We start from the raw sequence: 24978 nt of genomic DNA on the forward strand, positions 1-24978 counted from the left end.
GAGGCATGACTTCGCCCATTGAGGAAGAGCAGATGACTTTCTCTGCCGCACAGCTACGAGCCGCGCGCGATGAGATGCAGGCGTTTCTTCTCGAGTATCGCTTCGGGATGCAGGAGATCGAAACGAAGATCTCCATTCTTCGTGACGAATTCTTGAATATGCACGACTACAACCCGATCGAGCACGTCACAAGTCGGGTAAAAAACCCAGACAGTCTTGTCGAGAAGATCACTCGAAAGGGCATTCCCGCTGATTTCGAGTCCGTGCGCGCCAACATTCTCGATATCGCGGGGGTTCGAGTTACCTGCAGCTTCGTCGACGACACGTATCGCCTTTTTGATCTCTTGACCGCGCAAGACGACATTGTCGTGCGGACAGTGAAGGACTACATCGCCGAACCGAAAGAAAACGGCTACAAGAGTCTGCACGCAATCATCGAAGTGCCGGTTTTTTTGTCGACCGGCCGCGTCGACGTGCCCGTCGAGGTGCAGTTTCGCACCATCGCGATGGACTTCTGGGCAAGCCTCGAACACAAGATCTATTACAAGTACGACCGCCAGGTGCCCGGCGATCTGCTGGCCAATTTGAAAGAAGCGGCGGTTGCGGCATCCGATCTTGATGCACGCATGGAGTCGTTACATCGCCAGGTTCACGGCAGGTCGCCATCGTGTGGCGGCCGCGCGTCGTCACGCCCACGCGCGGTGTAGCCCGACACAGACCGCGCACGCCGCTACGCTGGGGCGATGCTGACCGACGCGAGTCTCGTGGTGATTCCGCTCCTGGCTGTGCTCGCGCCGCTTTTGGCGCGCGGAATCGGGCGATGGCTGCCGATCCCGATCGTGGTTTTCGAGCTTGTACTCGGAATCATCGTTGGGCCGGACGTGCTGGGGTGGGCACAGTCTTCCGAGTTCCTCGAGATACTCTCCGAAGTCGGGCTCGCCATGCTGTTCTTCGTGGCCGGATCTGAAATCGATGCGAGTTCGCTCCGCGGACGAACCGGCCGCCGCGCCATCACCGGTTGGATACTGAGTCTGGCACTCGGGCTTGCGGCAGGATGGATCATCGCCCCGGGAGAAGCCGCCATCATCATCGGTGTGGCGTTGAGTTCGACAGCCCTCGGCACGCTGTTGCCGATTCTGCGCGACGCCGGCGAGCTCCGTACCCCCTTCGGAAAGAGTGTCGGTGCGATTGGTGCTGTCGGCGAGTTCGGTCCGCTGATCGCGATCTCCGTTTTTCTTGGCTCCCGCAATCCCGGAGCATCGACGATCGTGCTCACGATTTTCGTCGTGATCGCCGCTCTTTCCGCCTGGTACGCGTCTCGAACGCCACAGGGTGCGCTCCACAGATTTGTCAGTGCGAGCCTTCACACATCGGGGCAGTTCGGTGTGCGCGTCGTGCTGCTCATCCTCGCGGCCCTCGCGACCCTCAGCATCGCCCTTGACCTCGACATGCTTCTTGGTGCGTTCGCGGCAGGAATCATCTGGCGCATCATGATGCGCGATGCGTCGAAAACCGACCAAGAAGCAGTTGAAAGCAAGATTGAAGCTCTTGCGTTCGGTTTTCTCGTTCCGATCTTCTTCATCTACACCGGCGTGACATTCAACCTGCAGGCTCTGCTCGATACACCGATCTTGTTTGCCTTTGTTCCTGTTGTTGCGATCGTGTTGCTGCTCGTTCGCGGCTTGCCGTCCGTTCTTGCCGCACCCGCTGGCTCGAGTGCACGCGACCGCACCGCCGTGGTGCTGATGGGTGCAACCGGCCTCCCGATCATCGTGGCTGTCACGGCTATCGGTGTCGACGCCGAGATTCTTTCGCCAGCCGTCGCCTCGGTGCTCGTGGGTGCGGGAATGCTGTCGGTTCTCGTCTATCCGCTGGTGGCAATGGCTGTGCGTCACACTCAAGTCGATGCGGATGCCGTGGCCTTCGACGAACGCATGTGACATGGCTCGCGTCGATTCAACTGCGCTCGCTGCACTCATTGCCAACGCTCGGGTTCAGCTCGGGAACACTGCGCGCGAACAGCTTGGACGCTGGCATCAGCCGGCACGGATTCTCGGCTTTTCCCGCGCAGAACGCATCGTTGCCGCTGGGCACGCGTGGCATCTCGGGGTCTTGTTGCTCACCGATTCTGAGTTGCTGGCGACCGGAGAAGTAGTGCGCTCGCGGGAACCCGCTCGCCGGGGGTTCACTGCCCAATCGCAGCGTGAACGCGCCACACACGCGGAAGCCGCCTACCGGGGCGGATTTGCGGAGGGCGACACCGCGCACGTCGACTGGCGCGTCATCGATCTTGACGCGATCGGCCGGGGGGAGGCATCCGGTCCGTTGTCGGTCGTTGACGGCGGGGTACGGGTGCGCTGGAGTCGCGGTGGTCTTACGCAACCGCTCGATACGTACCTATATGACCGGATAGCGCTGCTTGTCAACCCTCCCGGAGGAGCGACCTGAACCTAAATCCCCCTCGACTAGGGTTGACTCCACAACAAGGGAGAGCCAGTGCAGACGTGGCCAGGATCGACATATCCGTTGGGTGCAACATTCGACGGAAACGGAACGAATTTCGCGCTATTCAGTGAGGGCGCTGACCGCGTCGAACTCTGTTTGTTTGACGACGACGGCGAAGAGACCCGCTATGACCTCGTCGACGTAGACGCGTTCGTGTGGCACGGCTTCTTGCCGAATGTGGGCCCGGGACAGCGGTATGGCTTCCGTGTGCACGGAGAGTACGACCCATCGAGTGGCCGGCGCTTCAACGCAAACAAGCTGTTGCTCGACCCCTACGCCAAAGCAGTTGAGGGCCAGGTCGACTGGGATCAAGCAGTCTTCGGATATAACTTCGGCGACCCCGACTCGCGTAACGACGAGGACTCAGCCGAGCACATGATGATGGGTGTCGTCATCAACCCCTTCTTCGACTGGGGTGGGGATCGTCAGCCGAAAACGCCCTATTCCGAGAGCGTCATTTACGAAGCGCACGTCAAGGGTCTCACGCAGCTTCACCCCGACATCCCGGAAGAGATTCGCGGAACCTATAGCGCCATCGCTCACCCCGCGATCATCGAGCACCTCAATAAGCTCGGGATCACCGCGATCGAGCTCATGCCGGTCCATCAGTTCGTCAATGATTCCGGACTGCAGGATCAGGGTCTGTCGAACTACTGGGGCTACAACACGATTGCGTTCCTCGCACCCCAGAACACGTACTCATCGACGGGCGAACGCGGCCACCAGGTCCAGGAGTTCAAGGGCATGGTGCGTGCGCTGCACGACGCCGGCATCGAGGTCATCCTCGACGTGGTCTACAACCACACCGCGGAGGGCAACCACCTTGGCCCGCACCTATCGATGCGCGGCATCGACAATGAGGCGTACTACCGCCTCGAAGACGATGACAAGCGGTATTACACCGACTACACCGGCACCGGAAACAGCCTCAACGCGGGAAATCCACACGCGCTGCAGCTGCTCATGGATTCGCTTCGCTATTGGGTGCTCGACATGCACGTCGACGGGTTTCGCTTCGACCTCGCCGCAACCCTTGCGCGTGAGTTTTACGATGTCGATCGCCTCGCGACCTTCTTCGAGCTCGTGCAGCAAGACCCCGTAGTTTCGCAGGTCAAGCTCATAGCTGAGCCGTGGGACGTGGGTCCTGGCGGCTACCAGGTCGGAAACTTCCCCCCGCAATGGACCGAGTGGAACGGTAAATACCGCGACACCGTGCGCGACTTCTGGCGCGGTGAACCGCAGGCTCTCGGTGAGTTCGCTTCCCGGTTGACGGGCTCTGCTGACCTCTACGAGAACTCGGGACGTCGCCCCTTCGCCTCGATCAACTTCGTCACGGCGCACGACGGCTTCACGCTTCGTGACCTCGTCTCGTACAACGAGAAGCACAACGACGCCAACGGTGAAGACGGTCGGGACGGCGAATCACACAACCGATCGTCGAACTTCGGTGTCGAGGGTGAAACTGACGACCCCGAAATACTGATGCTGCGCTCTCGCCAGCAGCGCAACTTCATCGCTACCCTCATGCTCAGTCAGGGTGTGCCGATGATCTTGCACGGTGATGAGCTCGGGCGCACACAACACGGCAACAACAACGGCTATGCGCAAGACAATGAGATCACCTGGATCGACTGGAGTCAGGTCGACAACCAGCTCATCGAGTTCACCGCAGCCCTCGTGCGGCTCCGTCGCGAGCACCCGACCTTCCGGCGTAATCGTTTCTTCGACGGACGCCCGGTGCGTCGCGAAGCAGGGGAGCGAATTCCCGACATCGTATGGGTTCGCCCGGATGGCTCCGTCATGCAACCAGAGGACTGGGACTCCGGATTCGGCCTTGCCATCGGGGTATTCATCAACGGAAACGGGATTAGTGAGCGTGACCGCCGGGGCGAGGGAATTTCCGACTCCCACTTCATGGTGCTTTTCAACGCCGGCGGTGAAACCGTGGACTTCACGCTGCCCGATGTCGACTACAGCCCGAAGTGGGACGTACTCGTCGATACCGGCGGGGAGCGTGCAACCGAGGAACCCGTGGGCCCAGGCGACACGCTTGCTGTTAAAGCGCAATCGCTCATGCTTTTGCGGGAACACCAAGTGACGGAAAGCGATGTCGATCATTCGTTGTCGGCATCGTTGTCGCCGATGACGGGCGTCATCGACACGATTCCGTCTCCAGCACCGAAACCTGAAGCAGGGACATGAGCATGAGGCATCCATCGTCGACATATCGCCTACAGATTCGGGCAGCATTCGACCTGGATGCCGCAGCGAATGTCACTGATTACCTTCACGACCTCGGAATCGACTGGGCATACCTCTCACCGTTGCTTCGCGCCACTGCAGGGTCGGATCACGGGTACGACGTTGTCGACCCTTCAATGGTTGATCCGGCTCGTGGTGGCCGGGCGGGATTCGAGCGCTTCGTTTCGGCTGCGCGAGCTGGCGGCCTCGGCGTGCTCGTAGACATCGTGCCGAATCACATGGGCGTTGCGGTGCCCGCTGAGAACCCGTGGTGGTGGGACCTGTTGCTGCGGGGACGTGAGTCTCGCTACGCGGATGCCTTCGATATCGACTGGGCGTTCGGTGCTGGTCGCATTCGACTGCCGATTCTGGGAGACGATCTCGAAGCTGTGTTGACGGCGGGCGAGATCACGATCGATCCGACAGAGACGGATGCTGCGCCCTTCGGTGTGTTGCGGTATTACGACCACGTGCTGCCCCTTGCCGAGGGATCTTCTGCCCTGGCTGACGTGCCTGCTGTGCTCGACGCACAGCACTACGAACTTCTCTTCTGGCAGCGCGAGGCGACCGAACTCAACTACCGCAGGTTCTTTGCGGTGACAACGCTTGCGGCTGTGCGCGTTGAGCTGCCCGAGGTCTTCGCGCAGGCGCATGCTGAGGTGATCGGCTGGGTGAACGACGGCCTCATCGACGGGCTACGCGTTGATCATCCCGACGGTCTCGCTGACCCCGGCGCGTATCTTGTCGCCCTCTCTGAGGCGACCGGCGGCCTGCCGGTGTGGGTCGAGAAGATTCTCGAGCACAGTGCCACAGACCACCCCGAAGCATTGCCGTCGTGGTGGCACACCGTCGGCACCACGGGATACGACGCGCTCGCCGAGATCGAGCGAATGCTCATCGACCCCGCGGGTGCCAACGGCTTGGACGAGCTCGATGCTGACCTTCGCCGTGACACCGATCTGCCGGGGCCACAAAGCTGGAGCGATCTGATTCACAGCACCAAGCGAATGATCGCCGACTCGATTCAGGTGGCCGAGATTCGTCGCCTGGTGCGCACACTTCCCACCGAGGTCGCCGCGGTGGCCGGGGCAGAGGACGCACTCGCTGAGGTTCTTGCGTGTTACCCGGTGTATCGGTCGTATCTACCGGCGGGCGAAGAGTTCATGACGCAGGCGATAGCTGAGGCATCCGAGCGTCGCCCCGACCTTGCCGATGCCATCGCGGCGCTGGTTCCTGCGCTCACCGATACCTCGGCCGAGGTTGCGCGGCGTTTTCAGCAGACCACCGGCCCTGTGATGGCCAAGGGCGTCGAAGACACAGCGTTCTATCGGTACACACGACTCGGATCGCTGACGGAAGTTGGCGGGGACCCCTCGGTTTTCTCGCTCGATGTCGGCGGCTTTCACCGCGCCTTCGCCGCCCGGCAAGCGTCGTGGCCACTGTCGCTTACCACCCTGTCGACGCACGATACGAAGCGCGGCGAAGATGTGCGGGCGCGCCTCGATGTGCTTGCTGAGATGCCGGAGCGGTGGGCCGGCATGCTGGGTGAGCTGCGTGGAGTCGCCTCAAGTGGCCACGGCCCGTTCGACGCGCTGCTGTGGCAAGCGATCATCGGGTCGTGGCCTGCAACGCCCGAGCGCCTGCACGCCTACGCCGAAAAGGCCGCTCGCGAGGCGGCCGAGGCTACCGGTTGGTGGCAGCCGAACGCCGAGTTCGAACAGCGGATGCATGCGGTAGTCGATGCGGCCTATGGGCCTGCCCACGATGTTGTCGACGGTTTCGTCGCCGAGATCGCGGCCGCTGGATGGTCGAATTCACTCGGTGCCAAGCTGCTGCAGCTGACAGGCCCCGGGGTTCCTGATGTGTACCAGGGGTCGGAGCTGTGGGAAACCTCGCTCGTTGACCCGGACAATCGGCGCGCTGTCGACTTCGACCTGCGACGTCGGCTTTTGGTCGACATCGATGCCGGGGCGCGCCCTGAGATCGACGCGTCGGGGGCAGCGAAGCTGCTGGTGACATCTCGTGCCCTGCGGCTGCGCCGCGACCACCCCGAGTTGTTCACGAAGTACACGCCACTCGAGGTTGTGGGGGAGGCATCCGCTCATGCGGTGGCCTTCGACCGCGGCGGTGCGCTCACGGTCGCAACGCGCTTGCCGCTGGGCCTTGTCGCCCGCGGTGGCTGGGCAGACACGGCAGTGATGCTGCCGGAGGGGGCCTGGGTTGATGTGCTGACCGGCACCCAGTGTGCCGGCGGCATCCTGCCCCTCGGTACCCTGCTGCACACCTACCCCGTTGCCCTGCTGGCCCCCGCCCCCACAGATGTCTCACTTGTGCAGGCTGCGGCCTCCCGAAAGCTGAATAAGTGAGACATCAACGGTCGGAGTGCTGGGCTGATGTCTCAGTTGTGCAGGGTTTTGGGCCCGGGGAGCTGAATAAGTGAGACATGGGCTAGGGAAGAGGGATGAATTGATGCAGGTATGGGCTCCGCGGGCGGAGCGAGTACGGCTCAGGATGCTGCAGCACGGCGCCGCAGAATCGAACGTTGTCGAAGACCTCGAGATGACGCGCGGCGCCGACGGCTGGTGGGATGCCGCGGTGCAGCTGTCCGACGGTGACGAATATGGCTTCGTGCTCGGTGACGGCGACGACCTGCTCCCCGACCCCCGGTCGATGCGGCAGCCGCACGGGGTGCACGAGGCATCCGCTTTCGTCGACCCCGGCGCCTTCACGTGGACCGACGACGCTTGGACTGGCAAGCAACTCGCTGGCGGGCTCATTTACGAGCTCCACATCGGTACTTTTACGCCGGAAGGCACTCTCGATGCGGCGATCAGCCGCTTTGACCACCTCATCGAACTCGGCGTTACTCACATCGAACTGCTCCCCGTCAACGGGTTCAACGGCACCTGGAACTGGGGCTACGACGGGGTCGCCTGGTACACCGTGCACGAGGCGTACGGCGGGCCCGCCGCCTACGTGCGCTTCGTCGATGCCGCGCACAATGCCGGACTCGCCGTCATCCAGGACGTCGTCTATAACCACCTCGGGCCAAGCGGAAATTACCTGCCTGAGTTCGGGCCGTATCTCCGCGACGGCAGTCGCAACACGTGGGGCGACTCGGTCAACCTCGACGACGCGGCGGTTCGCGCGTACATCGTCGAGAACACCCTCATGTGGTTGCGCGATTACCACGTCGACGGGTTGCGACTGGATGCCGTGCACGCTCTGCACGACGAACAGCCCGTGCATATTCTGCAAGAGATGGCCGAGGCATCCGATGTGTTGAGTGCCCACGTGGGGCGCCCGCTGACGCTCATCGCCGAGTCGGACATGAACGACCCGAAGCTCATCTTGCCGCGCGAAGCCGGTGGCTACGGGCTGACCGCCCAGTGGAGCGATGACTGGCACCATGCGGCACACGTGGCGCTCACGGGTGAGACCGTCGGGTATTACGAAGACTTTGCGGCGCTAGAGGCGCTGCCGAAAGTGTGGATGCAGGGTTTCTTTCACAACGGCACCTTTTCGTCGTTCCGGGAGCGCGCGCACGGCTTCCCGATTCCGGAGACGGTGCCAGCCTGGCGCCTTGTCACGTTCGCTCAAGACCACGACCAGATCGGCAACCGGGCAGCGGGCGACCGCCTCTCGCAATCGCTGTCTTACGGACGCCTAGCGGTGGCAGCAGTTCTCACAATGACCGCGCCCGGAACGCCCATGCTCTTCATGGGCGAGGAATGGGGTGCCTCAACACCCTGGCAGTTCTTTACGTCGCATCCCGAAGAGTGGCTCGGCGAAGCTGTGCGAAAGGGCCGCACGGCCGAGTTCGAAAAGATGGGCTGGGACGAGTCGGTCGTTCCCGACCCGCAGGATCCCGCAACGTTTGAGCGATCGAAGCTCGCATGGCATGAGGCCGCCGAGGGCGACCACGCTCGTCTCCTGAAGCTCTACCGAAGCCTTGCGCGGCTGCGCCGGGATCGCCCTGAGCTGACCGATCCGGCGTTCGCGAATCTGACCGCGCAAGCCGGAGAGAGCGCCGATGGCAGCGTCGCGGGCCGTACATTCAGGTTGGGCCGCGGCGACGTTTCGGTGTTCGTCAACCTGAGCGATGCTCCGGTGAGCTGGCGAGCGGCGAAAGATACCTCGGTGCTGCTGCGCACAGACGCGGCCGTCGCGATCGTGGACGGCCGTCTCACGCTGCCTGCCGCTACCGCTGCCGTGGTCGACTGACGGGCACAAGAATTCCCACCCGCTCGTAATCGTTTTGAAATGTCGTGCACGTAGCGTGTAGGCAGCGTTCATGTACAACACGAGCCGTGGCGAGGCCGCGGTGGGAAACACGTGAAGTGGCTGACTCACTCACCATGGTCGCCTTGAGCGACCTCCTGCCAAGGAGTAGCTATGACATTCAACGTTCCACTCGTCGACATCACGCCCTACGTGCGCGACGGATCACCCGAAGACCGCGCCGAGGTTGCGCGGCAGATTGATGCCGCCTGCCGCGAGGTGGGCTTCATCCAGATCACAGGTCACGGCATCCCCGATGAGGTCATTGCCGGTCTCACCGATGCTGTCGATGAGTTCTTCGCGTTGGGGCTCGAAGAGAAGAAGACTTACCGCACGCCGCCATCAATCAACCGCGGCTACAGTCCGCCCAAGTCCGAATCGCTGAGCCTTTCGCTCGGCGTCGAGTCTGCCAACCGTATGAACGACTTCTTCGAGGCATTCAACATTGGTGCGGGTGAAGCAGAGTATCCCCATATGGCGGAGCTTCCTCAGCCCGATTACGCCCCCAATGTGTGGCCGGATGTCGATGGCTTCGAAGAGCAGGTGCAGACCTATTTCGGCGAAGCTGCCCGTGTCGCGCGCGCGATGACACGCATCTTCTCTGACGCTCTGGGCCTCCCCGCCGACTTCTTTGCGAACGTCACCGACCACTCACTCGACGTCATGCGAATGAACAACTATGCGCTCCCGCCGGGTACCGATGTGAAGCTCGACGGAGATCTCATCGGGATGGGGGAGCACACCGACTATGGCATCGTGACGATCCTGTGGGCCGACCAGGTGGCTGGTCTCCAGGTTCTCGGTACGGATGGCTCGTGGAATGATGTGCAGCCGGCTGACAACGCGCTGCTCATCAACCTCGGAGATGTGACAGGCCGGTGGACCAATGAGCAGTGGATGTCGACGCTCCACCGGGTGAAGCCGCCCGTCATCGACGGCACGATCGAGCGACGTCGGTCGGTAGCGTTCTTCCACGACGGCAATGTGGATGCCACGATCTCGACGCTGCCCTCGTGTATTGATGCGGAGCATCCTGACCTCTACGAGCCGGTCACGATCGGCGAGCACATCGCCGCGAAGCTTGCTGGCTCCCGTGCCGGAAAGAAAAACGAGTCTGCCGAGCGCGAGTCTGCCCGCGTGCTCGCAAGTCAGCGCTACTAGTACGCGTCGAACGGCGAAAAATGCGGCGTCTGGCTCACGCCAGACGCCGCATTTGTTGAGAGATCAGACGGTGGACCAGCCGCCATCAGACATCAAGATGGCGCCGTTGACGTTGGCCGAGTCATCGCTCAAAAGCCACGTGATCGCCGAGGCAAGTTCGTCAGGCTCGGCGGGTGCGGGAACCGTTGTGCCCATGATGGGGCCGAGACGCTCGCCCGCCCACGCGGAATGGAAAGGCGCTTCGATGTTGGTCTTGACGGCACCCGGAGCGACGGCGTTGGTACGCACGCCCTTGGGGCCGTAGAAGAAGGCTGTGCTCTTCGTGAGACCGATGACGGCGTGCTTAGAAGCGGCGTAGGCGGTGCCGGAGGCACCGGCGCGAATTCCGGCTTCGCTTGCCGTGTTGACAATGGTGCCGTGTCCGCGCTCGATCATGCCGGGGAGTACAGCACGCGTGAGACGCATGGGCGCCGTCACGTTGACGTTCATGACGCGGTCCCACATCTCATCGGTGATTTCTGCTGTGGGAAGGAACGCATCCATGATGCCGGCATTGTTTGCAAGTGCATCGACAACTCCATCCGCGGCTTCCAGAATGGCGGCGATCGTTTCGGCGGCGGCGACGTCGCCACTGACGGTACGAAGCCGATCGGATGCCAGTGCGGTGACGAGAGCCTCGAGGCGTTCCGTAGAAATATCGGTGGCGACGACGATCGCGCCCTCTGCGATGAGGCGTTCGGTGATCGACTTGCCGATGCCTGAACCTGCGCCCGTGACAACTGCGGTCTTTCCTTCAAAGCGACCAGTAATGGCGGTAGAAGTCATAGCTCCATTGCTCCTTTCGGGAGGAATTTCTCTGAACTCACAATTTTAGCACTCAGTGTCATAAAAGTATCGGGATACTAGATGTGTGATCAACACCAGCGCGACACCTCAGCGGGGGCGAGGGCGCCCGGCGCAGGCGGAGCCAGAAGCTATCGCATTGATAGCGCTCCGTCTTTTCGAAGAGCGCGGAGTCGCCGACGTCACGATGGACGAAATCGCGGCCGCTGCGGGGGTCAGTCGCCGCACACTCTTTCGGCTTTTCCCATCGAAGGCTGCACTCGTGTGGTCGGGTGCGACTGAGGCGGATGCGCGCTTTGAAGTCGCCTACAACAACCTCGATGCGCGCGAAGGCGGTGTGCTTACGCGCATCAGGGTCGCGTACGCGGCGTCGATAGCGCCGCTCGACGAAACCGCCGACATCACCAGGCTTCGCTTGCGCCTCATCAGCGACAACCCCGTCGTATACGCGTGGGGTTCCGATCTTCGCGCGATGACGCGGGCTCATCTCGCAGCTCACATCGCTGCGGCTCTTTCGCAACCTGTAGGGAGTGTTCGAGTGCTGGCGCTCGTTGCCGCGATCGAGGGTGCCACCTACGCTGCGCTCGCGTGGTGGGCGCACAATGGCGAGAACATGAAGCCCGACGACGTTATCGACGAGGCGCTCGCGGCACTCAGCTCCACGTTCTTCGAGTCATAGTGTGCGCAGTGGCCTTGTCAAGGTCGAGCGTTTTCGGGTATATCTCCGTACGGTAGAGGGCATGAGCACCACCGATACGTCTGCTGGCCACCGCGATATCGTCCGCCAGATCGCCGTGCTTTCGGCGACGACATTCATGCTGATCGCCGCAGCGGTCGGCGTGGGAGCCTTTGGCGGCACTGCAGTGCAGGATTTGCAGGGTGGGGCCCTCGACTCAGATGGGTCCTATCTTGCTCCCGCTTCGTCGGCATTTTCGATCTGGAGCGCGATCTACGTCCTCCTGATCGCTTTCGCTGTCTGGCAGGCGCTTCCGGGTCAGCGCTCACGCCCACGCCAGCGCGCTATCGGTTGGTGGATAGCCCTCACGATGGTGCTGAACGGCTTTTGGCTGCTGACGGCTCAGTTCTTGACGCTCATCATGACAGCCGTCGTGATTGTGCTGTTGCTCGTCGCGCTGGCGATCACGTTCCGTCGTACCGTGAAGATGCCGTCTGAGACGTGGGGCGACCGTCTCTTCATCGACGGGTCGACCGGGCTTCACCTTGGGTGGGTGTCGCTTGCCACCGTCGCGAACATCACCGCGTGGCTCACGCAAAATCTACCGGCCAGTGCCGAAGAAAACGCGACGTTCTGGGGCATTGCTGTTCTCGTCGTTGTCGCCATTGTCGGCATCGGGATCGCAGCGGCAAGTCGGTGGCGGATTGCGCCCGCGCTCGCGCTCACATGGGGTCTCTCATGGCTGGGCGTCGGGCGGCTCACCGGTGAACCCACGAGTTTCGCGATCGGTGTCACAGCGTTTGTCGTGGCCATCATCGTGCTCGTGGTGCCCGTCGTCGGAACGACAGCGAAGATTCTTCGTCAGACTGCCTAGCGATCGTTCTTCGCGCACATCAGCGCGAATGCACGTAGCAGTCGCGGCGGTTCGGTAACGGATGCCGCGAGCACACGTGCTGCGACTGCGTCGTAGTCGCGGGAGTCGAAATAGCCGCCATCACGGTAGATCGTCATGCGCTCGGTGAATGCGTGCGGTGTCGGTTCGGGGTGAAACTGCGTCGCGTACAGTCGGTCGCCGAGCCGGAAAGCCTGCACGGGACAGTCATCGTTGGTCGCGAGCTGGATCGTGCCTTCTGGGAGTTCGGCTGCTCCCTCTTTGTGCGCTGTGAACGCAGTGAAGGTCGGACTCATCACCCCGGTGAGTTGATCGGCACCTCCGTCTGCGGTGAGTGTGACCGTCGTTGGCCCGGTGTCTTCAGGGTAGGCGCGAGAGACGGCGGTGCCGAGCATCCTAGCCACGATCCCGATGCCGAAGCAGGTGAACATCGCGCTTGTCCTCTGGGCCGCAGCCTCTGCGGCAATCTCTTCCAATCCTGCTTCGACCTGCAGCTGTGCGGCGGGCTTCGACGATTCGGGGTCGGCAACGTTGAACGGGCTCCCGCCCACGATGAAGCCGCTGTAGTTCTCGAAGACTCCCGACGGAAGCGGTGCTTCGACGAGATCGTGACGGGCAAGTTGGGAGCGCTCAAGGCCCATCGCGAGACGAAATGATTCGTATTCACCGTCTGCGGCGTCACGTTGCGGGCGCACACAGACGTAGAGGAGTGCGCGAGTCATGCCGAAAAGCCTAGCCGGGGTTATGCGCGCGACGAGTTCGCGGTGCGGCCGCGCACGATGCCAACGAACGCTTCGATAGCGGGAGTGGTGGCGTCGGCGTTCCACGCGAGGGCGACAGTCGACGTTCCGGCGCCAAGAAGCGGGCGGGATGCGAGGTCCTTGCGGTGATAGAGCCGCGCGATCGACATCGGCACCACGAGAAAACCCACGCCTGCCGCAACCGTTGCCACCGCATCCTCAGTTGTTGTCGGTGGTGCAAAGCGAGGAGCGTGTGCACCCGGGATCTGAAGCACGAGGGTGTCATCTTCTGGCACGACGTGCACTTCACCGGAAAGATCTGAGATCTCAAGCTCATCAGCGGCGGTGAGCGATGAGTCGACCGATGTTACGACGACCGCTACCTCCTCGTAGAGAGAAACGAGGTGCAAGCCGTCGGCCGAAAGTGGAAGACGCACGAGCGCCGCATCGACTCGATTCTCGTCGAGCGCAGCACGTTGGTCGGACACAGCAATAGGTACGAGCTCAAGCGGAGCGCGAGGCATCCGCTCTTTCCACGCATCGATCCACTTGCCGGGCGTAGTTCCAGGCACCACGCCGAGCCGAAAACGACCCACCACCTCGGGGGAAGCATCAGGCTCCGGCGCTGGCTTTGGGGCCCGCTTTACTTGGCTTCGGGCCGGTACCGGGGTGCGCCCGACGCGGGGCTTGCGAGGGAGCTTTCCCCGCCCGCCGCCTGCGTGTTTACGTCCGTTGGCCACTGGTTCAGCGTACCTGCGCGCTATCGTCAAATCATGCTCGCCATCATCGCAACAGTCTTCGCCGCGCTCGCGGCACTTCTTCACGGCTATATCTTCGTGATGGAAAGCGTGCAGTGGACTCAGCCGAAGGTGTACCGGCGCTTCGGGCTTGCCGATGCGGAGACGGCGGAGATCACGAAAGGCATGGCCTACAATCAGGGCTTCTACAACCTCTTCTTGGCGATCGGCGCGGCCCTAGGGCTCGTGCTGTTCTGGATCGGAGACAATGCCACTGCCGCCGATGTTGCCGGCCGCACCCTCGTACTCTTCTCGCTCGGATCCATGGGAGCGGCATCCCTCGTGTTGCTATCGACGGGGATCCGCAACCTTCGACCCGCGCTCACGCAGGGAACACTACCGATAATCGGCTTCGTGCTCTTTCTCTTCGCGTAGAGCGCTAGTAATAATAACTACGCTGCGAGGCGTAGCCCTCGTCGGTCGGTTGCGACGTGCTCGCCGTCTTGGATCGTCTCGTCGTCGCCGATGAGCGAACCAATCGCTACCTGCGCGCGTTCGCCGATATAGGTGCGCACCCCGATTTTCGCTCCAGCGCCGATGGCAGCCTGCGACGCAATATGCGCGTGGGGTGCGATCAGCACGTCGGGACCGATCGTGGCGTCGTGTTCGACCCACACTCCGTGTCCGATTCGTGCTCCGGCACCCACATGGGCCCCCGGCTCGATGTAGGCACCCGCTTCAATCATCGCGCTCGCGTGCACTTTGGCGCCATGCGCAATCAGGCCGCGACCGTTCGAGTGCTTGCGGTAACGCAGCGTCTCGCCACGTTCGTTCTCAATGTCGACGTAGTTCTTACCCACGTTGCCCTCCTCCGGCTCTCATTCCTTGCCGAGTTATCACATGCAGAAACCGGGAGTCTGTCGGATTCATTCCCGATCGTTGCTGGTTGTTCGTTGTGAACGCCGAATCGGATTGCGACAGACCGCCGTCGACTCGCCAGGGTGTCATATGGAGTGATCGCTTAGCTGGCAGTACGGCGAACGCGTGAAGCGAGAGCGGCCACCAGTGGCACGATAGACCCCGTGACTAACGCCGAACACACCGCTGATCCAGCGACCTCGCCCACGCTCGTATTCGACGAGCGCACTATGGCTCACAGTTGGTTCGAAGATGCGCTCGGGATTCTCACGGGCACGTTCGCGGCGGCATTCGGCATCTACCTGCTGCAGTCGAGCGGCTCTGTCACGGGTGGTACCGCTGGACTTGCGCTGCTCGTTGATTTCGCGACGTCGTGGCCGTTCTGGCTCATCTTCGGCGTGGTCAATCTCCCCTTCGCGGCCCTGGCCCTGTGGAAGAAAGGTGTCAGCTTCACCGTCCGCACGGTGATCTCAATCGCGCTGGTATCTCTTTTTTCGGCCGTCAACCCTGTGCTCGTGCCACTCGGCGACATCAACCCGATCTTCTGCACCTTCGCGGGCAATCTCTTTGCCGGCGTCGGCCTTTTAATTTTGTTCCGTCACCGGGCAAGCCTCGGCGGCATCAACATCATTGCGCTGTTGGTGCAAGAAAAAACCGGATTCCGCGCAGGCTGGACTCAGTTGGCGTTTGATGTCGTGATCATCGCTGCTGCGCTCATTGTTGTGCCATGGCCGAATGTGCTGCTGAGCGCCGCGGGTGCTGTGCTGCTGAACGTTGTGCTCGCTCTCAACCACCGGCCCGGTCGCTACATCGGCCATTGAGCCGACGGCAGCTATGTCTGGCAGCGTGGGCACCAAAACACGTTGCGTGTCGATGTGGCGTTCGCCCCGAGCTCAGCGCTGAGAATACGAGTGCCGCAGCGACGGCACGATCGATTTTCTCGCCCGTACACCCACGTGCTGCGGCCGCGACGGCTGTCTCCGGTGAACGTGCGAGCGGAACGATCACGGTTCGCCCGGATCATTCGAACCCCCACGTCGAGGATGGCCGCGGCATCCGTGTCGGGCGCGGGGGTCGCAGGCAGGATACCGCGGACGAACAGAATCTCGTTCGCGTATTCGTTTCCGAATCCGGCGACATTGCGCTGGTCGAGGAGCGCGACATGAATCGGACGTGAGTCGGCGCTCAGCCGCCGGGTAGCCTCCGCCAGGTTCCAGTCTTCGCGCAGGGGATCAGGACCGAGGTAGTCAACCAGTTCGCCCTCGTCGCGCGTGGCAACCACATCGATCATGGCGAGGTCGAAACCGACAGCCAGAGCTTGTGAGGTACCCACGATTGCGCGCGCTTTGAATGCCGGCGCGCGCCACTTCTCACCCGGCCGGTACACGTGCCACTCACCCTCCATCTTGAGATGAGAGTGGAGCGTGTACTCGCCGATCCGCATCAAGAGGTGTTTCCCGCGGGGGACGACACCGTGCACAACCTGGCCGGTGAGGTCAAACGTTGCGAGCTGCGGTACGCGGAGGTCAAAGCGCGTCACTTCTTGGCCGTGGAGCGCCGTCTGGAGGCGCGCCGCAGCCCGAAATACTGTGTCGCCCTCAGGCATAGTCGCCTTCAGGCATGGTTACCTTCAGGCACGCGAGCGCCCGGCTGTTGCGCGTGCGGTGTCGCCCGCGGTGAGGCGGCGCAGTGTGAGTCCGCGCGGGGTTTCGACGAACCCCGCATCGCGAAGCGCCGCCCCCACCGGCGTGCCCAAAACGAACACACCGTTGACCTGCTCGACAGTGATGGTTTCGAGGTGGTGAGCGCGCGAAGTCTCAACCAACTGACGGGATGCCGCGGCCAGCTGCTGCGGGTCATCGCTAAACGCGAGTGCTGTCTTGCCGCCGCGCTCGAAGTACAGCGTGAGGGCGCCGTCGACGATGCTGACCACCCCGCCGGCCTTTCGCCCGGGCCGATGTGAGACCCCTTCGATGCCTGGCCACTGCAGGGCTGCGCCGTAGGGGTTCGCGGGGTCGGTTGCCGCAAGTGTCACAGCGCGGTACGGAGGGGGATCGCTGAGGCCCGCGAATTCGCGAATCCGATCGACGGTGGCAGACGCGGCAAACTGCGCGGCGCCAAGTTTTTCGATCACATAGCCGCGGCGGCAGTGCCCCGCTTCTTCGAAGCCAGACAGCACGCGGTACGCCTGAGCGAATCCACCGGGGAGCCCCTCGGATTGCACCGAACCGCGTGTGACGACGCCGTAGCGATCGAGGAGGAGACCTGCGGCAGTCGTTGCCCGAACCGTCGGATCGGCTTCGGGCGTCGGCAGCAGTGACCACCTGCCACCAATTGAGGGAGGGCGCGGCGGAGGCGTCGGGTTGCGTGCGAACTCAGGCCGAGCGGCACGATAAAGGCGCGAGCGTGGGGTGCGGCGGGCTGTACGGTGCGCCTGCGAGCCGCCGCCGAGGAGGGTGCGCACCGGAGCGAAGGTGTCGTTCGTGATGCGTCCGGCCCAGGTGAGAGCCCAGAGTGCCTCAACAACGGCTTGCTCGTTGTCGGCATACGTCATTTCGCGCAGCTGTGCGGCGAAATATGCGCCGCCGTTCCCGAGCGCCTGGAGCACGCGAGACTCGAGACTTTCGGGTGCGAACTCCGTGTCGCTCACAGTCAGCGTCAGCGGAGCCAGATCCGCGGGATGCAGGGCCACCCAGCCGTCTCGCCCAGGAAGCGAACCGTGCCCTGACCACACAACCTCACCGCTCGCCGTGAGCTCATCGAGCAGTGCTGGGCGGTAGTCGACCACACGTGAGGGCAACACCAGGGATTCCCACGCGCTCGCGGGCAGTGGCACGCCGGCAAGTTGCTCGATGATCGCAGCGACGCCGTCCAGACCCTCAAGGGGGCGAGTGACGTGTTGCCACACCGGGAGAAAACGGGCGAAGGCATCCGGGGAAACCGGCTCGACACTGCCGCGGATGGCAGCGAGCGAGCGCATGCGCAAGCGTCGCAGTACTTCGGTGTCGCACCACTCGGTGTCGTCGGCTGCTTCGCTTGCTGAGTCGGAAGTGCCGCGGCCTTCGGGAAGGAAGAAGCCGCTCGTGAGTCGGCCCTGTGACTCCAGCCGCTGCAGCGTGAGGCGGGCAACGGCTGCGCCAAGCCCAAACCGCGTCGCTACGTCGGTGCCGCGAAAGGGCCCGTGCGTGCGGGCGTGCCGAGCGACGAGGTCACCCAGCGGATCGGCGAGCGGTTCAAGAAACGCGTTCGGCAGCCCAACGGGCAACGCCGTGCCGAGTGCGTCGCGGAGACGCCCGGCATCTTCGATGGCCGCAACCCTCGATTCGCCAGCGATATTCACCGCGATCGCGCGTCGCGCGGTGACGAGGGCATCGAGGTGGGCCTGCGCGAGAGCGACATGCGCCGGGCTCGGGGCCCCGGCATCCGTCGGCTTTCCTGTGCCCACGGGAGGAGATATGCCCGCGGGAGGGGCGATGTCGGGCGACGTCTCCTCCGCCGGGTTGATCTCCTCCGCTCGGTCGACGTTGTCGACTCGGGACGCCGCGGACTCGGCGCCTTCCTCAGGTTCGAGACGCGCGGCAACCTCTGTCGCAGTCAGAGGGCCGAGCAGTCGCAGTAGGTCGGCGACACCCTCGAGGCCTCGGGCATGTCGCGACGGGTCGAGTCGCTGTGCTTCACGCTCAAACTGTGCGATCACATCGGGATCGAGCAGCTCGCGCATCTCGACCTTGCCGAGAAGTTCGCTCAGTAGCGCCGGGTCCACCGAGAGCGCTGCGGCCCGACGCTCCGCCAAGGGCGAGTCGCCCTCGTACATGAACGCACCGACATATCCGAACAGCAGGTCGCGCGCGAAGGGTGATGGCTGCGACGTTGTGGTCTCGACGAGTCGAATACGGCGATCGCCGATTCCGCGCGCGATTCGTAGCAGCGCAGGCAGATCGTAGACGTCTTGCAGCACCTCGCGAAGGGTCTCGAGGATGACGGGAAACGTCGGATACCCGCGTGCAACCTGCAGTAGCTGTGCCGAACGCTGGCGCTGCTGCCAAAGCGGGCTGCGCTTTGTGGGGTTCATGCGTGGCATGAGGAGCGCGCGAGCGGCGCACTCGCGGAAGCGAGACGCGAAAAGAGCCGAGCCACCGACCTCGTCGGTGACGATCTGTTCAAGCTCGTCGGGATCGAACACGAAGAGTTCTGCGCCGGGCGGTTCGGCTTCGGCATCCGGAATGCGCGCGATAATGCCGTCGTCGCTGGCCACGGCCGAACCTTCGACGCCGAGGCGCTCACGAAGCCGTGCGTTGACGGCCAGGGCCCACGGCGAATGCACTTGCATGCCGAAAGGGGAATGCAGGATGACGCGCCAGTCGCCTACCTCGTCGCGACTGCGTTCAACGGTGAGGCTTTTGTCGGTCGGCAGGCTTCCGGTGGCCTCTTTTTGCTCGGCGAGGTAGGACAGCAGGTTGTCGATGGCGTTGTCGTCGAGGCCGGATTCGCGCAGCCGCGCTTCGGCCTTTGGCCTGGACGCTGACCCGAGTTCGCGTGAGAGTCTTCCGAGTGCTTCGCCGAGTTCAGCTGGGCGACCAATGCCGTCACCGTGCCAGAAGGGCACTTTGCCCGGTTGCCCGTACGCGGGCGTCACGTTGACGCGATCGTGCGTGATTTCGACTATTCGCCAGCTGGTCGTGCCGAGCGTAAAGACGTCGCCGACCCGGGACTCGTAGACCATCTCTTCATCGAGTTCGCCGACACGTGCGTTCTGCGTTTCGCCCGCCACGAACACACCGAACAAACCACGGTCGGGAATCGTGCCGCCACTCGTCACGGCGATGCGCTGGGCGCCGGGGCGACCAGTCAGGGTTCCGGCGTCGCGGTCCCACACGAGCCGCGGGCGCAATTCAGCGAACTCATCGGAGGGGAATCGGCCCGCGAGCAGGTCGAGCGTTGCTTCATATGCCGAACGAGGCAGCGTGCGAAATGGTGCTGACCGCCGTACAGTGTCGAACCATTCCTCAACGTCGAGCGCATCCATGGCGGATGCCGCCACCGTCTGCTGCGCCAGCACATCGAGCGGGTTTTGGGGTACCGAGAGCGCTTCGATCTGACCCGCGAGCATCCGCTCGGTGACGATTGCCGTGTGCAGCACATCGCCTCGATGCTTGGGAAACAGAGCTGCGCGGCTGATCTCGCCGACCTGGTGGCCGGCGCGGCCCACCCGTTGGAGGCCCGATGCCGCCGACGGCGGCGACTCGACCTGGATCACGAGGTCGACGGCGCCCATATCGATGCCGAGTTCGAGGCTGCTTGTGGCCACAACGCAGCGGAGCACACCGGACTTGAGTTCTTCTTCAACGATGGCGCGCTGGTCTTTTGACACCGACCCGTGGTGCGCTTTCGCAAGGACCGGAGCGGCGCCCGCGGTTGCCCCGGCCTGGGCCATGATCGCGGCGGGAACAGCGGGCTCGGGTAGATCGAGCGCCATCCGTTCGCTCGCGATTTCGTTCAAGCGTGCGGTGAGGCGTTCGGCGAGACGGCGTGAATTTGCGAACACGATCGTGGAATTGTGCGCCATCACCCGGTCGACAATTGCTTCTTCGACGTGTGGCCACACCGAGCCCGTGATTTCGGTGCTCTCGCCTTGGTTTGCGAACCAGTCTTCGGCGCCGGGTTCTGGCGCGGGAGACCCCGGTGGAGGCGGTGGATGCAGCATGTCAGCGATCGGAACGACAACTGAGAGGTCGAAGGTTTTCGTCGCGCGCGGGGCGACGATGTCGACGGGTGCCGAACCCCCGAGAAAGCGGGCTACCTCATCGATGGGTCGCACAGTGGCCGACAACCCGATGCGCTGCGCTGGGGTTTCCAGCAAACTGTCGAGGCGCTCAAGGCTCAGTGCCAGGTGGGCGCCTCGTTTGGTTGCGGCAACAGCATGCACCTCGTCGATGATCACGGTGTGGATGCCGCGCAGAGTCTCGCGCGCTTGGCTTGTGAGCATCAAGTAGAGCGACTCGGGCGTTGTGATCAGGATGTCGGGCGGTGCGGTGACAAGCTTTCGACGATCGGATGCCGTCGTGTCCCCGGACCGCACCCCGACAGTGACGTTCGGCACAGGGAGACCGAGGCGGCGACCAGACTGCCCGATACCGACGAGCGGTGATCGGAGATTCCGCTCCACATCGACGCCGAGCGCCTTCAGTGGCGAGATATAGAGGATGCGGGTGGCCGGCGGCTCGTCAGGCTTCTTTCGTGAGGGCGCGGCCTTCTGAGACGCTTTCTCTGTCTGCGACTCGGCGGAGTCCTTCTCCCGAAAGATGCGGTCTAGCGCCCAGAGGAATGCGGAGAGTGTTTTTCCGGAGCCGGTGGGTGCCACCACGAGTGCGTTGCGACCTGCCGAAATTGCTTCCCACGCACCGGCTTGCGCGGTGGTGGGTGAGGCGAAGGCGCTACGAAACCACTCCTGCGTGGCAGGGGAGAACCGGCTGAGCACATCGTCCACCTCCCTATCATCCCCGCTGCCACCGACACCGGGTCGGAGTGCGGTGCCGGGTGTGACATTTGTGCAACGTCTTGACTCTGCCCGTTCGCGCGAGTGCGAGTGCACGATACGTTTTCAAAGGCTGAAGGGGGCTGCTTTGCATACTCGAGTTCGAGGTATTGGCCGCGGAGCTTCACGTTCGTTGGGGTTCGCGTTCGTTGTGGCGTTGAGCGTGGGCATCGTTGCGTGTGCGCCGGCAGGCGAAACCACAGAGTCAGCGGCGCCGTCTGAGAGCACTGCAGCTCCGACGACGAGTTCATCCCCCGAAGTCCTGACGGTTGGGCCGGCCGACAAACCGCCCGTGCTGTTCAACGGTGACTGCGCGAGCATGCTCTCTGACGAAGAGGTCTCCGACGTGGTGGGGGTCGAACTCAGCCTGTACGACTCTTCCGGCGACAGCTCGGGCATGGCTAATACTGGTGGCCTCAACTGCGACTGGCAAGGTGAATCGGGCGACGTGCACATCTCTGCGAGTCCGACGAGTCAGATAAATGGCACTGATTTGTCGGCAGAGATGCGCGACATCTATTTCGGTTCATGCAGCTCGGACGTCTCGAATTGCGGCAGTGAGTGGGAGTCCGAGGATCTGTGGATCTCGTTGGGGTTCAACCTGCTGCCGAACATGGCAAATGGCGGGGTTGAGGCCTGGTCAAGTGCGCTCGGCGAGGAAATTCAAGCTCAATACGAACAGCAACCCACTGAGCTGTGGACGCAGGATCGCACCGGCTGGTGGCAAAACGAGGATTGCGCGGACCTTTCGGCATCTGTATCCGCCGGAGCAGGAATCGACATTGACGTCGAAGAGTACGGCTACATCGATTTCCCCCGAGCCGGTTTCTTCTTGCAAGACAAAGCGTTGGGCGTTACGGACTGCCGAGCGGCGCTGGCCGCGGACACTTCTGCAGACGTCGATATTACTTTTCGCGCAACACCGGGAGCGGCGTGGAATCTCAACTCCGATGAATTGAGCGAGCTCGATTCGGATGTCGAGGGCATCACCATCTACCAGAGCACGGAGTTCGAGAACCTATTTGTGCTCACTGACCAGGTCAATGTTGGGACTCTTTCGCCTTACGTGGGTGCTGATGCTCCGATTTCTCCCGAGAGTTTCGCGATAGCCCTGGCGGGCGCATTGGCCCAAACCTGGGGCTAGCTCCCGCACGTAATTCTCGGCTGCAGTCGGCTCAGCACGGCTGCAGCTCACATGAAATCTCAGATGACGAAGCGGCTTTCAGTGCTTGCCGCTGCAGTCATCACGGCGATGGTGCTCACCGTCGCAGGTGCTTTCCAGTGACTGCGGCGTGATGGCATCCCACGCCCAGATCGCTGCGGCGCTCGGAGTGAGTGTCGACGGAGTCGCCGATTTCGACATATCTGACGGATCTGAACCATTTGTCGCGGCCGTTGGTGGAATGAGTTGTGCGTGGACGGCACGGAAGTCTGGCATGGCGCTCGCGGTGCTCCCCTAGCCTGCCCTCGATGGCGCAACTGTCTCAGTGGCTGAGAACGATTACCTCGCGGAAGATTGCACGTGGTTCTGCTCCGCTATCTCAGGTCAGGGCGACTACGTTGTTGTCGCTTCAGTGAACAACAGCGATGGCACCGGCGGTGTCACTCAGGACCAGGCCGTTGCAACGCTGGAAGTTCTTGCCCCCGTCGCAGCTGAGAACGCGGCATCCGAAGCCAGCCGGCGTCAGGACCGTGACGGCTGGCTCGACGACGCGCAGTGTGTTGTTACGAGGGATTTCATCGCTGACGCAACCGGCACGTCGCCGGAGGTCACCGTCGGTCTATGGCCATCTCACGAGCCGCCGCTGCCAGGCGCAACTATCGCCGCGAAAGCTACCGGAGTAACGGTGTGCTCGATCACCTCGCGGTCGGGTGACTCGTCCTTCTACTACTTGAGCCCGGGCGCCGGCTGGAATTGGGATCACGCTAGTGCGAACAGTGTTTCGCTCATCGAGGAGGGGCTGCCGGCTGGATGGCAAGGCGCCGTCTTGCCTTAAACGATCGGATACAACGGGGTGACCGGCAATGAATATGTCTTCTCCGATGGAATTAACATCGTCAACCTGAGCACGATGGCGGAAGCTTGGGGTGACTCCGCTGTGGTCTTCACCGCAATCATGGCGGGGCTTCAATCCGAGGACTGAGGCGTCCTGGCTCGCAGCGCCCAGCTTCGTGCGCCCCTTGCTGCCCACTGCTTTGCCTCGCGTTCGCCTCTGCCCTGCACTAACTCAGGCAGAACTGGCACGGCTTTTGGCGCGCGAGTGATTTTCCGCGGATGTGTGCCGGTGCTCTCGGAATCTAGCCTGAGTTAGTGCACGCGGCGCAGGGCTTTGGCCAGGCCGTGCCGGCCTACGGGGGCGGGCTTCGGCCAGGCCGTGCCGGCCTACGGGGCGGGCCGTGGCATCCGGCCTTGTTTTTTTCGATGGCTCTACTCGGTATCGGCGGCCACGGTCTTTGTCGGGCCCACCCGACCCAGCTCGCCGAAACGCTGCCTGTGGCCCACAACACGCCGCAGACGGATGCCGCAGCCCGGCGTGTTGCGGTCAGGAGCAGCGTTTCGGCGAATTGCTGAGAGGCCGTGACAGCTTGAGGGTGAGCGGCGAGCGGGCCGGTGGACGGTGGCTCGGGGTAGACCGGGCCGGCGGACGGTAGCTGGGGGCCGGCGGACGGCGGCCAGCGGACGGTGGCTCGGGGTTGGCGGGGAGGCTGGCGCGGCCGGCGGCAGAGGGCACGGCGCGGGGCGGGTCGTCGCGGCAGGGTCCAACGGCAACCCGGGGTTCGTCAGGCTGACGGGGTCTGGTGCTTGGCGAGGAAGACGCCGACGTCGTCGAACTCTTGCTGAGAGACGCTGTGGCCGAGGCTTTCGTAGACCCGGCCGCTGAGCTCGGCGTGTGCGGGAAGCCACTCGATCGTGTGCGCGATGAGGGGCTCGGGGATCACCTCGTCGTGCGAGCCGCGACCCCAAAACACCGGGGGCTTCCGCTCAGCGAGGGCCACATCGGTGGGGAGCTCTCCGGGGGTCACGTAGCCACTCAGATTGACGGCGAACAAGAACCGTTCGGGGCTCACCCTGAGCGCCTGCATGCTGACGGCTGCCCCCTGCGAGAACCCGAGTAGGCCCACCGGCCTTGAGTCGCCTACGGCGTTAGAGATCCACTCGAGCAGGCGCGTGGCGGCATCGGTCACACGCTGCGGGTCGCGGCCGTCGAGACCTTCGATCGGATACCACGAGTATCCGGGCGCCGGAAACGGCGGTGCAAGAGGTGCGCGCACAGCGGCGATCACGAATCTGTCGGGCAGCTGAGGCACGAGCCCGAACAGATCACGCTCGTCGGAACCGTAGCCGTGCAACAGCACGAGCAACGGCCAATCAGGATGCTCGTCGGCTGGCGCCGACCACTGCACTGCGTCAGGGTCGATGGCGGGGGTCTCTGTCGCGCTCACCTCCA

Annotated in this window: 22 protein-coding genes; 15 read left to right on the top strand and 7 right to left on the bottom strand. The window is 63.1% G+C overall.

The genetic code is table 11. The features are described from left to right. The first annotated feature begins 5 nt into the window (after nt 1-5). The 7 genes from FHS06_RS04425 to FHS06_RS04455 all read left to right on the top strand — a co-directional run bounded on the left by FHS06_RS04425 (nt 6) and on the right by FHS06_RS04455 (nt 10188). Entirely contained in the window at nt 6-707 is a 702-nt protein-coding gene (locus FHS06_RS04425; protein ID WP_167045946.1) for a GTP pyrophosphokinase, read from the top strand. Nucleotides 708-743: 36 nt separating this feature from the next. Next, the gene (locus FHS06_RS04430) at nt 744-1940 is read left to right on the top strand and encodes a cation:proton antiporter (RefSeq protein ID WP_167045949.1); all 1197 of its coding nucleotides are present in this window, start codon (nt 744-746) and stop codon (nt 1938-1940) included. A gap of 1 nt (nt 1941) precedes the next feature. Then, complete coding sequence (locus tag FHS06_RS04435) at nt 1942-2448, top strand: glutaminase (protein ID WP_167045952.1); 507 nt, start codon at nt 1942-1944, stop codon at nt 2446-2448. 48 nt (nt 2449-2496) lie between these two features. Next, nucleotides 2497-4707, top strand: a complete 2211-nt coding sequence (gene glgX, locus FHS06_RS04440) for a glycogen debranching protein GlgX (protein WP_167045955.1) — start codon at nt 2497-2499, stop codon at nt 4705-4707. A 2-nt stretch (nt 4708-4709) separates the two neighbouring features. Further along, entirely contained in the window at nt 4710-7112 is a 2403-nt protein-coding gene (gene treY / locus FHS06_RS04445) for a malto-oligosyltrehalose synthase (RefSeq protein WP_167047930.1), read from the top strand. A 103-nt stretch (nt 7113-7215) separates the two neighbouring features. Further along, nucleotides 7216-8970 (top strand): malto-oligosyltrehalose trehalohydrolase, encoded by a 1755-nt coding sequence (treZ, locus tag FHS06_RS04450; RefSeq protein WP_167045958.1) that lies wholly within the window; start codon nt 7216-7218, stop codon nt 8968-8970. Nucleotides 8971-9141: 171 nt separating this feature from the next. Continuing rightward, nucleotides 9142-10188: an isopenicillin N synthase family dioxygenase gene (locus FHS06_RS04455; RefSeq protein ID WP_167045961.1), complete on the top strand. Its 1047-nt coding sequence runs from the start codon at nt 9142-9144 to the stop codon at nt 10186-10188. A gap of 63 nt (nt 10189-10251) precedes the next feature. Here FHS06_RS04455 and FHS06_RS04460 read toward each other — a convergent pair whose 3' ends face one another. After that, nucleotides 10252-11013 carry an SDR family NAD(P)-dependent oxidoreductase gene (locus tag FHS06_RS04460; RefSeq protein WP_167045964.1) on the bottom strand — a complete coding sequence of 254 codons (762 nt, stop codon included), beginning with the start codon at nt 11011-11013 and terminating at the stop codon, nt 10252-10254. Between the two features lie 85 nt (nt 11014-11098). Here FHS06_RS04460 and FHS06_RS04465 point away from each other — a divergent pair, with 85 nt between their 5' ends. Continuing rightward, nucleotides 11099-11710 (top strand): TetR family transcriptional regulator, encoded by a 612-nt coding sequence (locus FHS06_RS04465; RefSeq protein ID WP_167045967.1) that lies wholly within the window; start codon nt 11099-11101, stop codon nt 11708-11710. Nucleotides 11711-11771: 61 nt separating this feature from the next. Then, nucleotides 11772-12581, top strand: a complete 810-nt coding sequence (locus FHS06_RS04470; RefSeq protein WP_167045969.1) for a tryptophan-rich sensory protein — start codon at nt 11772-11774, stop codon at nt 12579-12581. Here FHS06_RS04470 and FHS06_RS04475 read toward each other — a convergent pair. Then, the gene (locus tag FHS06_RS04475; RefSeq protein ID WP_167045973.1) at nt 12578-13321 is read right to left on the bottom strand and encodes a glutamine amidotransferase-related protein; all 744 of its coding nucleotides are present in this window, start codon (nt 13319-13321) and stop codon (nt 12578-12580) included. The genes FHS06_RS04470 and FHS06_RS04475 overlap by 4 nt on opposite strands. Nucleotides 13322-13341: 20 nt before the next feature. Further along, nucleotides 13342-13938, bottom strand: a complete 597-nt coding sequence (locus FHS06_RS04480) for a LysR substrate-binding domain-containing protein (protein WP_167047933.1) — start codon at nt 13936-13938, stop codon at nt 13342-13344. 174 nt (nt 13939-14112) lie between these two features. Here FHS06_RS04480 and FHS06_RS04485 point away from each other — a divergent pair, with 174 nt between their 5' ends. After that, nucleotides 14113-14511 carry a DUF1304 domain-containing protein gene (locus FHS06_RS04485; RefSeq protein ID WP_167045976.1) on the top strand — a complete coding sequence of 133 codons (399 nt, stop codon included), beginning with the start codon at nt 14113-14115 and terminating at the stop codon, nt 14509-14511. A 17-nt stretch (nt 14512-14528) separates the two neighbouring features. Here the strand turns inward: FHS06_RS04485 and FHS06_RS04490 are convergent, their stop codons facing one another. Next, the gene (locus FHS06_RS04490) at nt 14529-14936 is read right to left on the bottom strand and encodes a transferase (protein ID WP_167045979.1); all 408 of its coding nucleotides are present in this window, start codon (nt 14934-14936) and stop codon (nt 14529-14531) included. Between the two features lie 213 nt (nt 14937-15149). On the opposite strand from FHS06_RS04490, the gene FHS06_RS04495 reads away from it, so the two are divergent. Further along, nucleotides 15150-15815, top strand: a complete 666-nt coding sequence (locus FHS06_RS04495; protein WP_375138712.1) for a YitT family protein — start codon at nt 15150-15152, stop codon at nt 15813-15815. Nucleotides 15816-15826: 11 nt separating this feature from the next. Here the strand turns inward: FHS06_RS04495 and FHS06_RS04500 are convergent, their stop codons facing one another. Both FHS06_RS04500 and FHS06_RS04505 read right to left on the bottom strand, forming a co-directional pair. Next, complete coding sequence (locus tag FHS06_RS04500) at nt 15827-16600, bottom strand: DNA-formamidopyrimidine glycosylase family protein (protein ID WP_167045982.1); 774 nt, start codon at nt 16598-16600, stop codon at nt 15827-15829. A gap of 24 nt (nt 16601-16624) precedes the next feature. Further along, nucleotides 16625-21481 (bottom strand): Lhr family ATP-dependent helicase, encoded by a 4857-nt coding sequence (locus FHS06_RS04505; protein ID WP_167045985.1) that lies wholly within the window; start codon nt 21479-21481, stop codon nt 16625-16627. A gap of 136 nt (nt 21482-21617) precedes the next feature. Here FHS06_RS04505 and FHS06_RS04510 point away from each other — a divergent pair, with 136 nt between their 5' ends. From FHS06_RS04510 to FHS06_RS14150, 4 genes are all read left to right on the top strand, one after another. Beyond that, a complete protein-coding gene (locus FHS06_RS04510; protein WP_167045988.1) occupies nt 21618-22673 on the top strand; it encodes a DUF3558 domain-containing protein in 1056 nt (351 codons plus the stop codon). A 151-nt stretch (nt 22674-22824) separates the two neighbouring features. Beyond that, a complete protein-coding gene (locus FHS06_RS04515; RefSeq protein WP_167045990.1) occupies nt 22825-22989 on the top strand; it encodes a hypothetical protein in 165 nt (54 codons plus the stop codon). Between the two features lie 27 nt (nt 22990-23016). Beyond that, a complete protein-coding gene (locus FHS06_RS04520) occupies nt 23017-23526 on the top strand; it encodes a hypothetical protein (RefSeq protein ID WP_167045993.1) in 510 nt (169 codons plus the stop codon). Nucleotides 23527-23544: 18 nt separating this feature from the next. Further along, nucleotides 23545-23673 (top strand): hypothetical protein, encoded by a 129-nt coding sequence (locus FHS06_RS14150; protein ID WP_259393122.1) that lies wholly within the window; start codon nt 23545-23547, stop codon nt 23671-23673. Nucleotides 23674-24310: 637 nt separating this feature from the next. Here FHS06_RS14150 and FHS06_RS04525 read toward each other — a convergent pair. Beyond that, nucleotides 24311-24973, bottom strand: a complete 663-nt coding sequence (locus tag FHS06_RS04525; protein WP_182486560.1) for an alpha/beta hydrolase — start codon at nt 24971-24973, stop codon at nt 24311-24313. Between the last annotated feature and the right edge of the window lie 5 nt (nt 24974-24978).

It is taken from the genome of Microbacterium halimionae (assembly GCF_011761265.1).
Lineage (GTDB): Bacteria > Actinomycetota > Actinomycetes > Actinomycetales > Microbacteriaceae > Microbacterium > Microbacterium halimionae.

Bases quoted from the DNA above. Each gene is read 5' to 3' on its own strand.
- FHS06_RS04425 (WP_167045946.1), top strand. From the start codon at position 6: ATGACTTCGCCCATTGAGGAAGAGCAGATGACTTTCTCTGCCGCACAG.
- FHS06_RS04430 (WP_167045949.1), top strand. From the start codon at position 744: ATGCTGACCGACGCGAGTCTCGTGGTGATTCCGCTCCTGGCTGTGCTC.
- FHS06_RS04435 (WP_167045952.1), top strand. From the start codon at position 1,942: ATGGCTCGCGTCGATTCAACTGCGCTCGCTGCACTCATTGCCAACGCT.
- treY (WP_167047930.1), top strand. From the start codon at position 4,710: ATGAGGCATCCATCGTCGACATATCGCCTACAGATTCGGGCAGCATTC.
- treZ (WP_167045958.1), top strand. From the start codon at position 7,216: ATGCAGGTATGGGCTCCGCGGGCGGAGCGAGTACGGCTCAGGATGCTG.
- FHS06_RS04455 (WP_167045961.1), top strand. From the start codon at position 9,142: ATGACATTCAACGTTCCACTCGTCGACATCACGCCCTACGTGCGCGAC.
- FHS06_RS04460 (WP_167045964.1), bottom strand. From the start codon at position 11,013: ATGACTTCTACCGCCATTACTGGTCGCTTTGAAGGAAAGACCGCAGTT.
- FHS06_RS04470 (WP_167045969.1), top strand. From the start codon at position 11,772: ATGAGCACCACCGATACGTCTGCTGGCCACCGCGATATCGTCCGCCAG.
- FHS06_RS04475 (WP_167045973.1), bottom strand. From the start codon at position 13,321: ATGACTCGCGCACTCCTCTACGTCTGTGTGCGCCCGCAACGTGACGCC.
- FHS06_RS04485 (WP_167045976.1), top strand. From the start codon at position 14,113: ATGCTCGCCATCATCGCAACAGTCTTCGCCGCGCTCGCGGCACTTCTT.
- FHS06_RS04500 (WP_167045982.1), bottom strand. From the start codon at position 16,600: ATGCCTGAGGGCGACACAGTATTTCGGGCTGCGGCGCGCCTCCAGACG.
- FHS06_RS04515 (WP_167045990.1), top strand. From the start codon at position 22,825: ATGGCATCCCACGCCCAGATCGCTGCGGCGCTCGGAGTGAGTGTCGAC.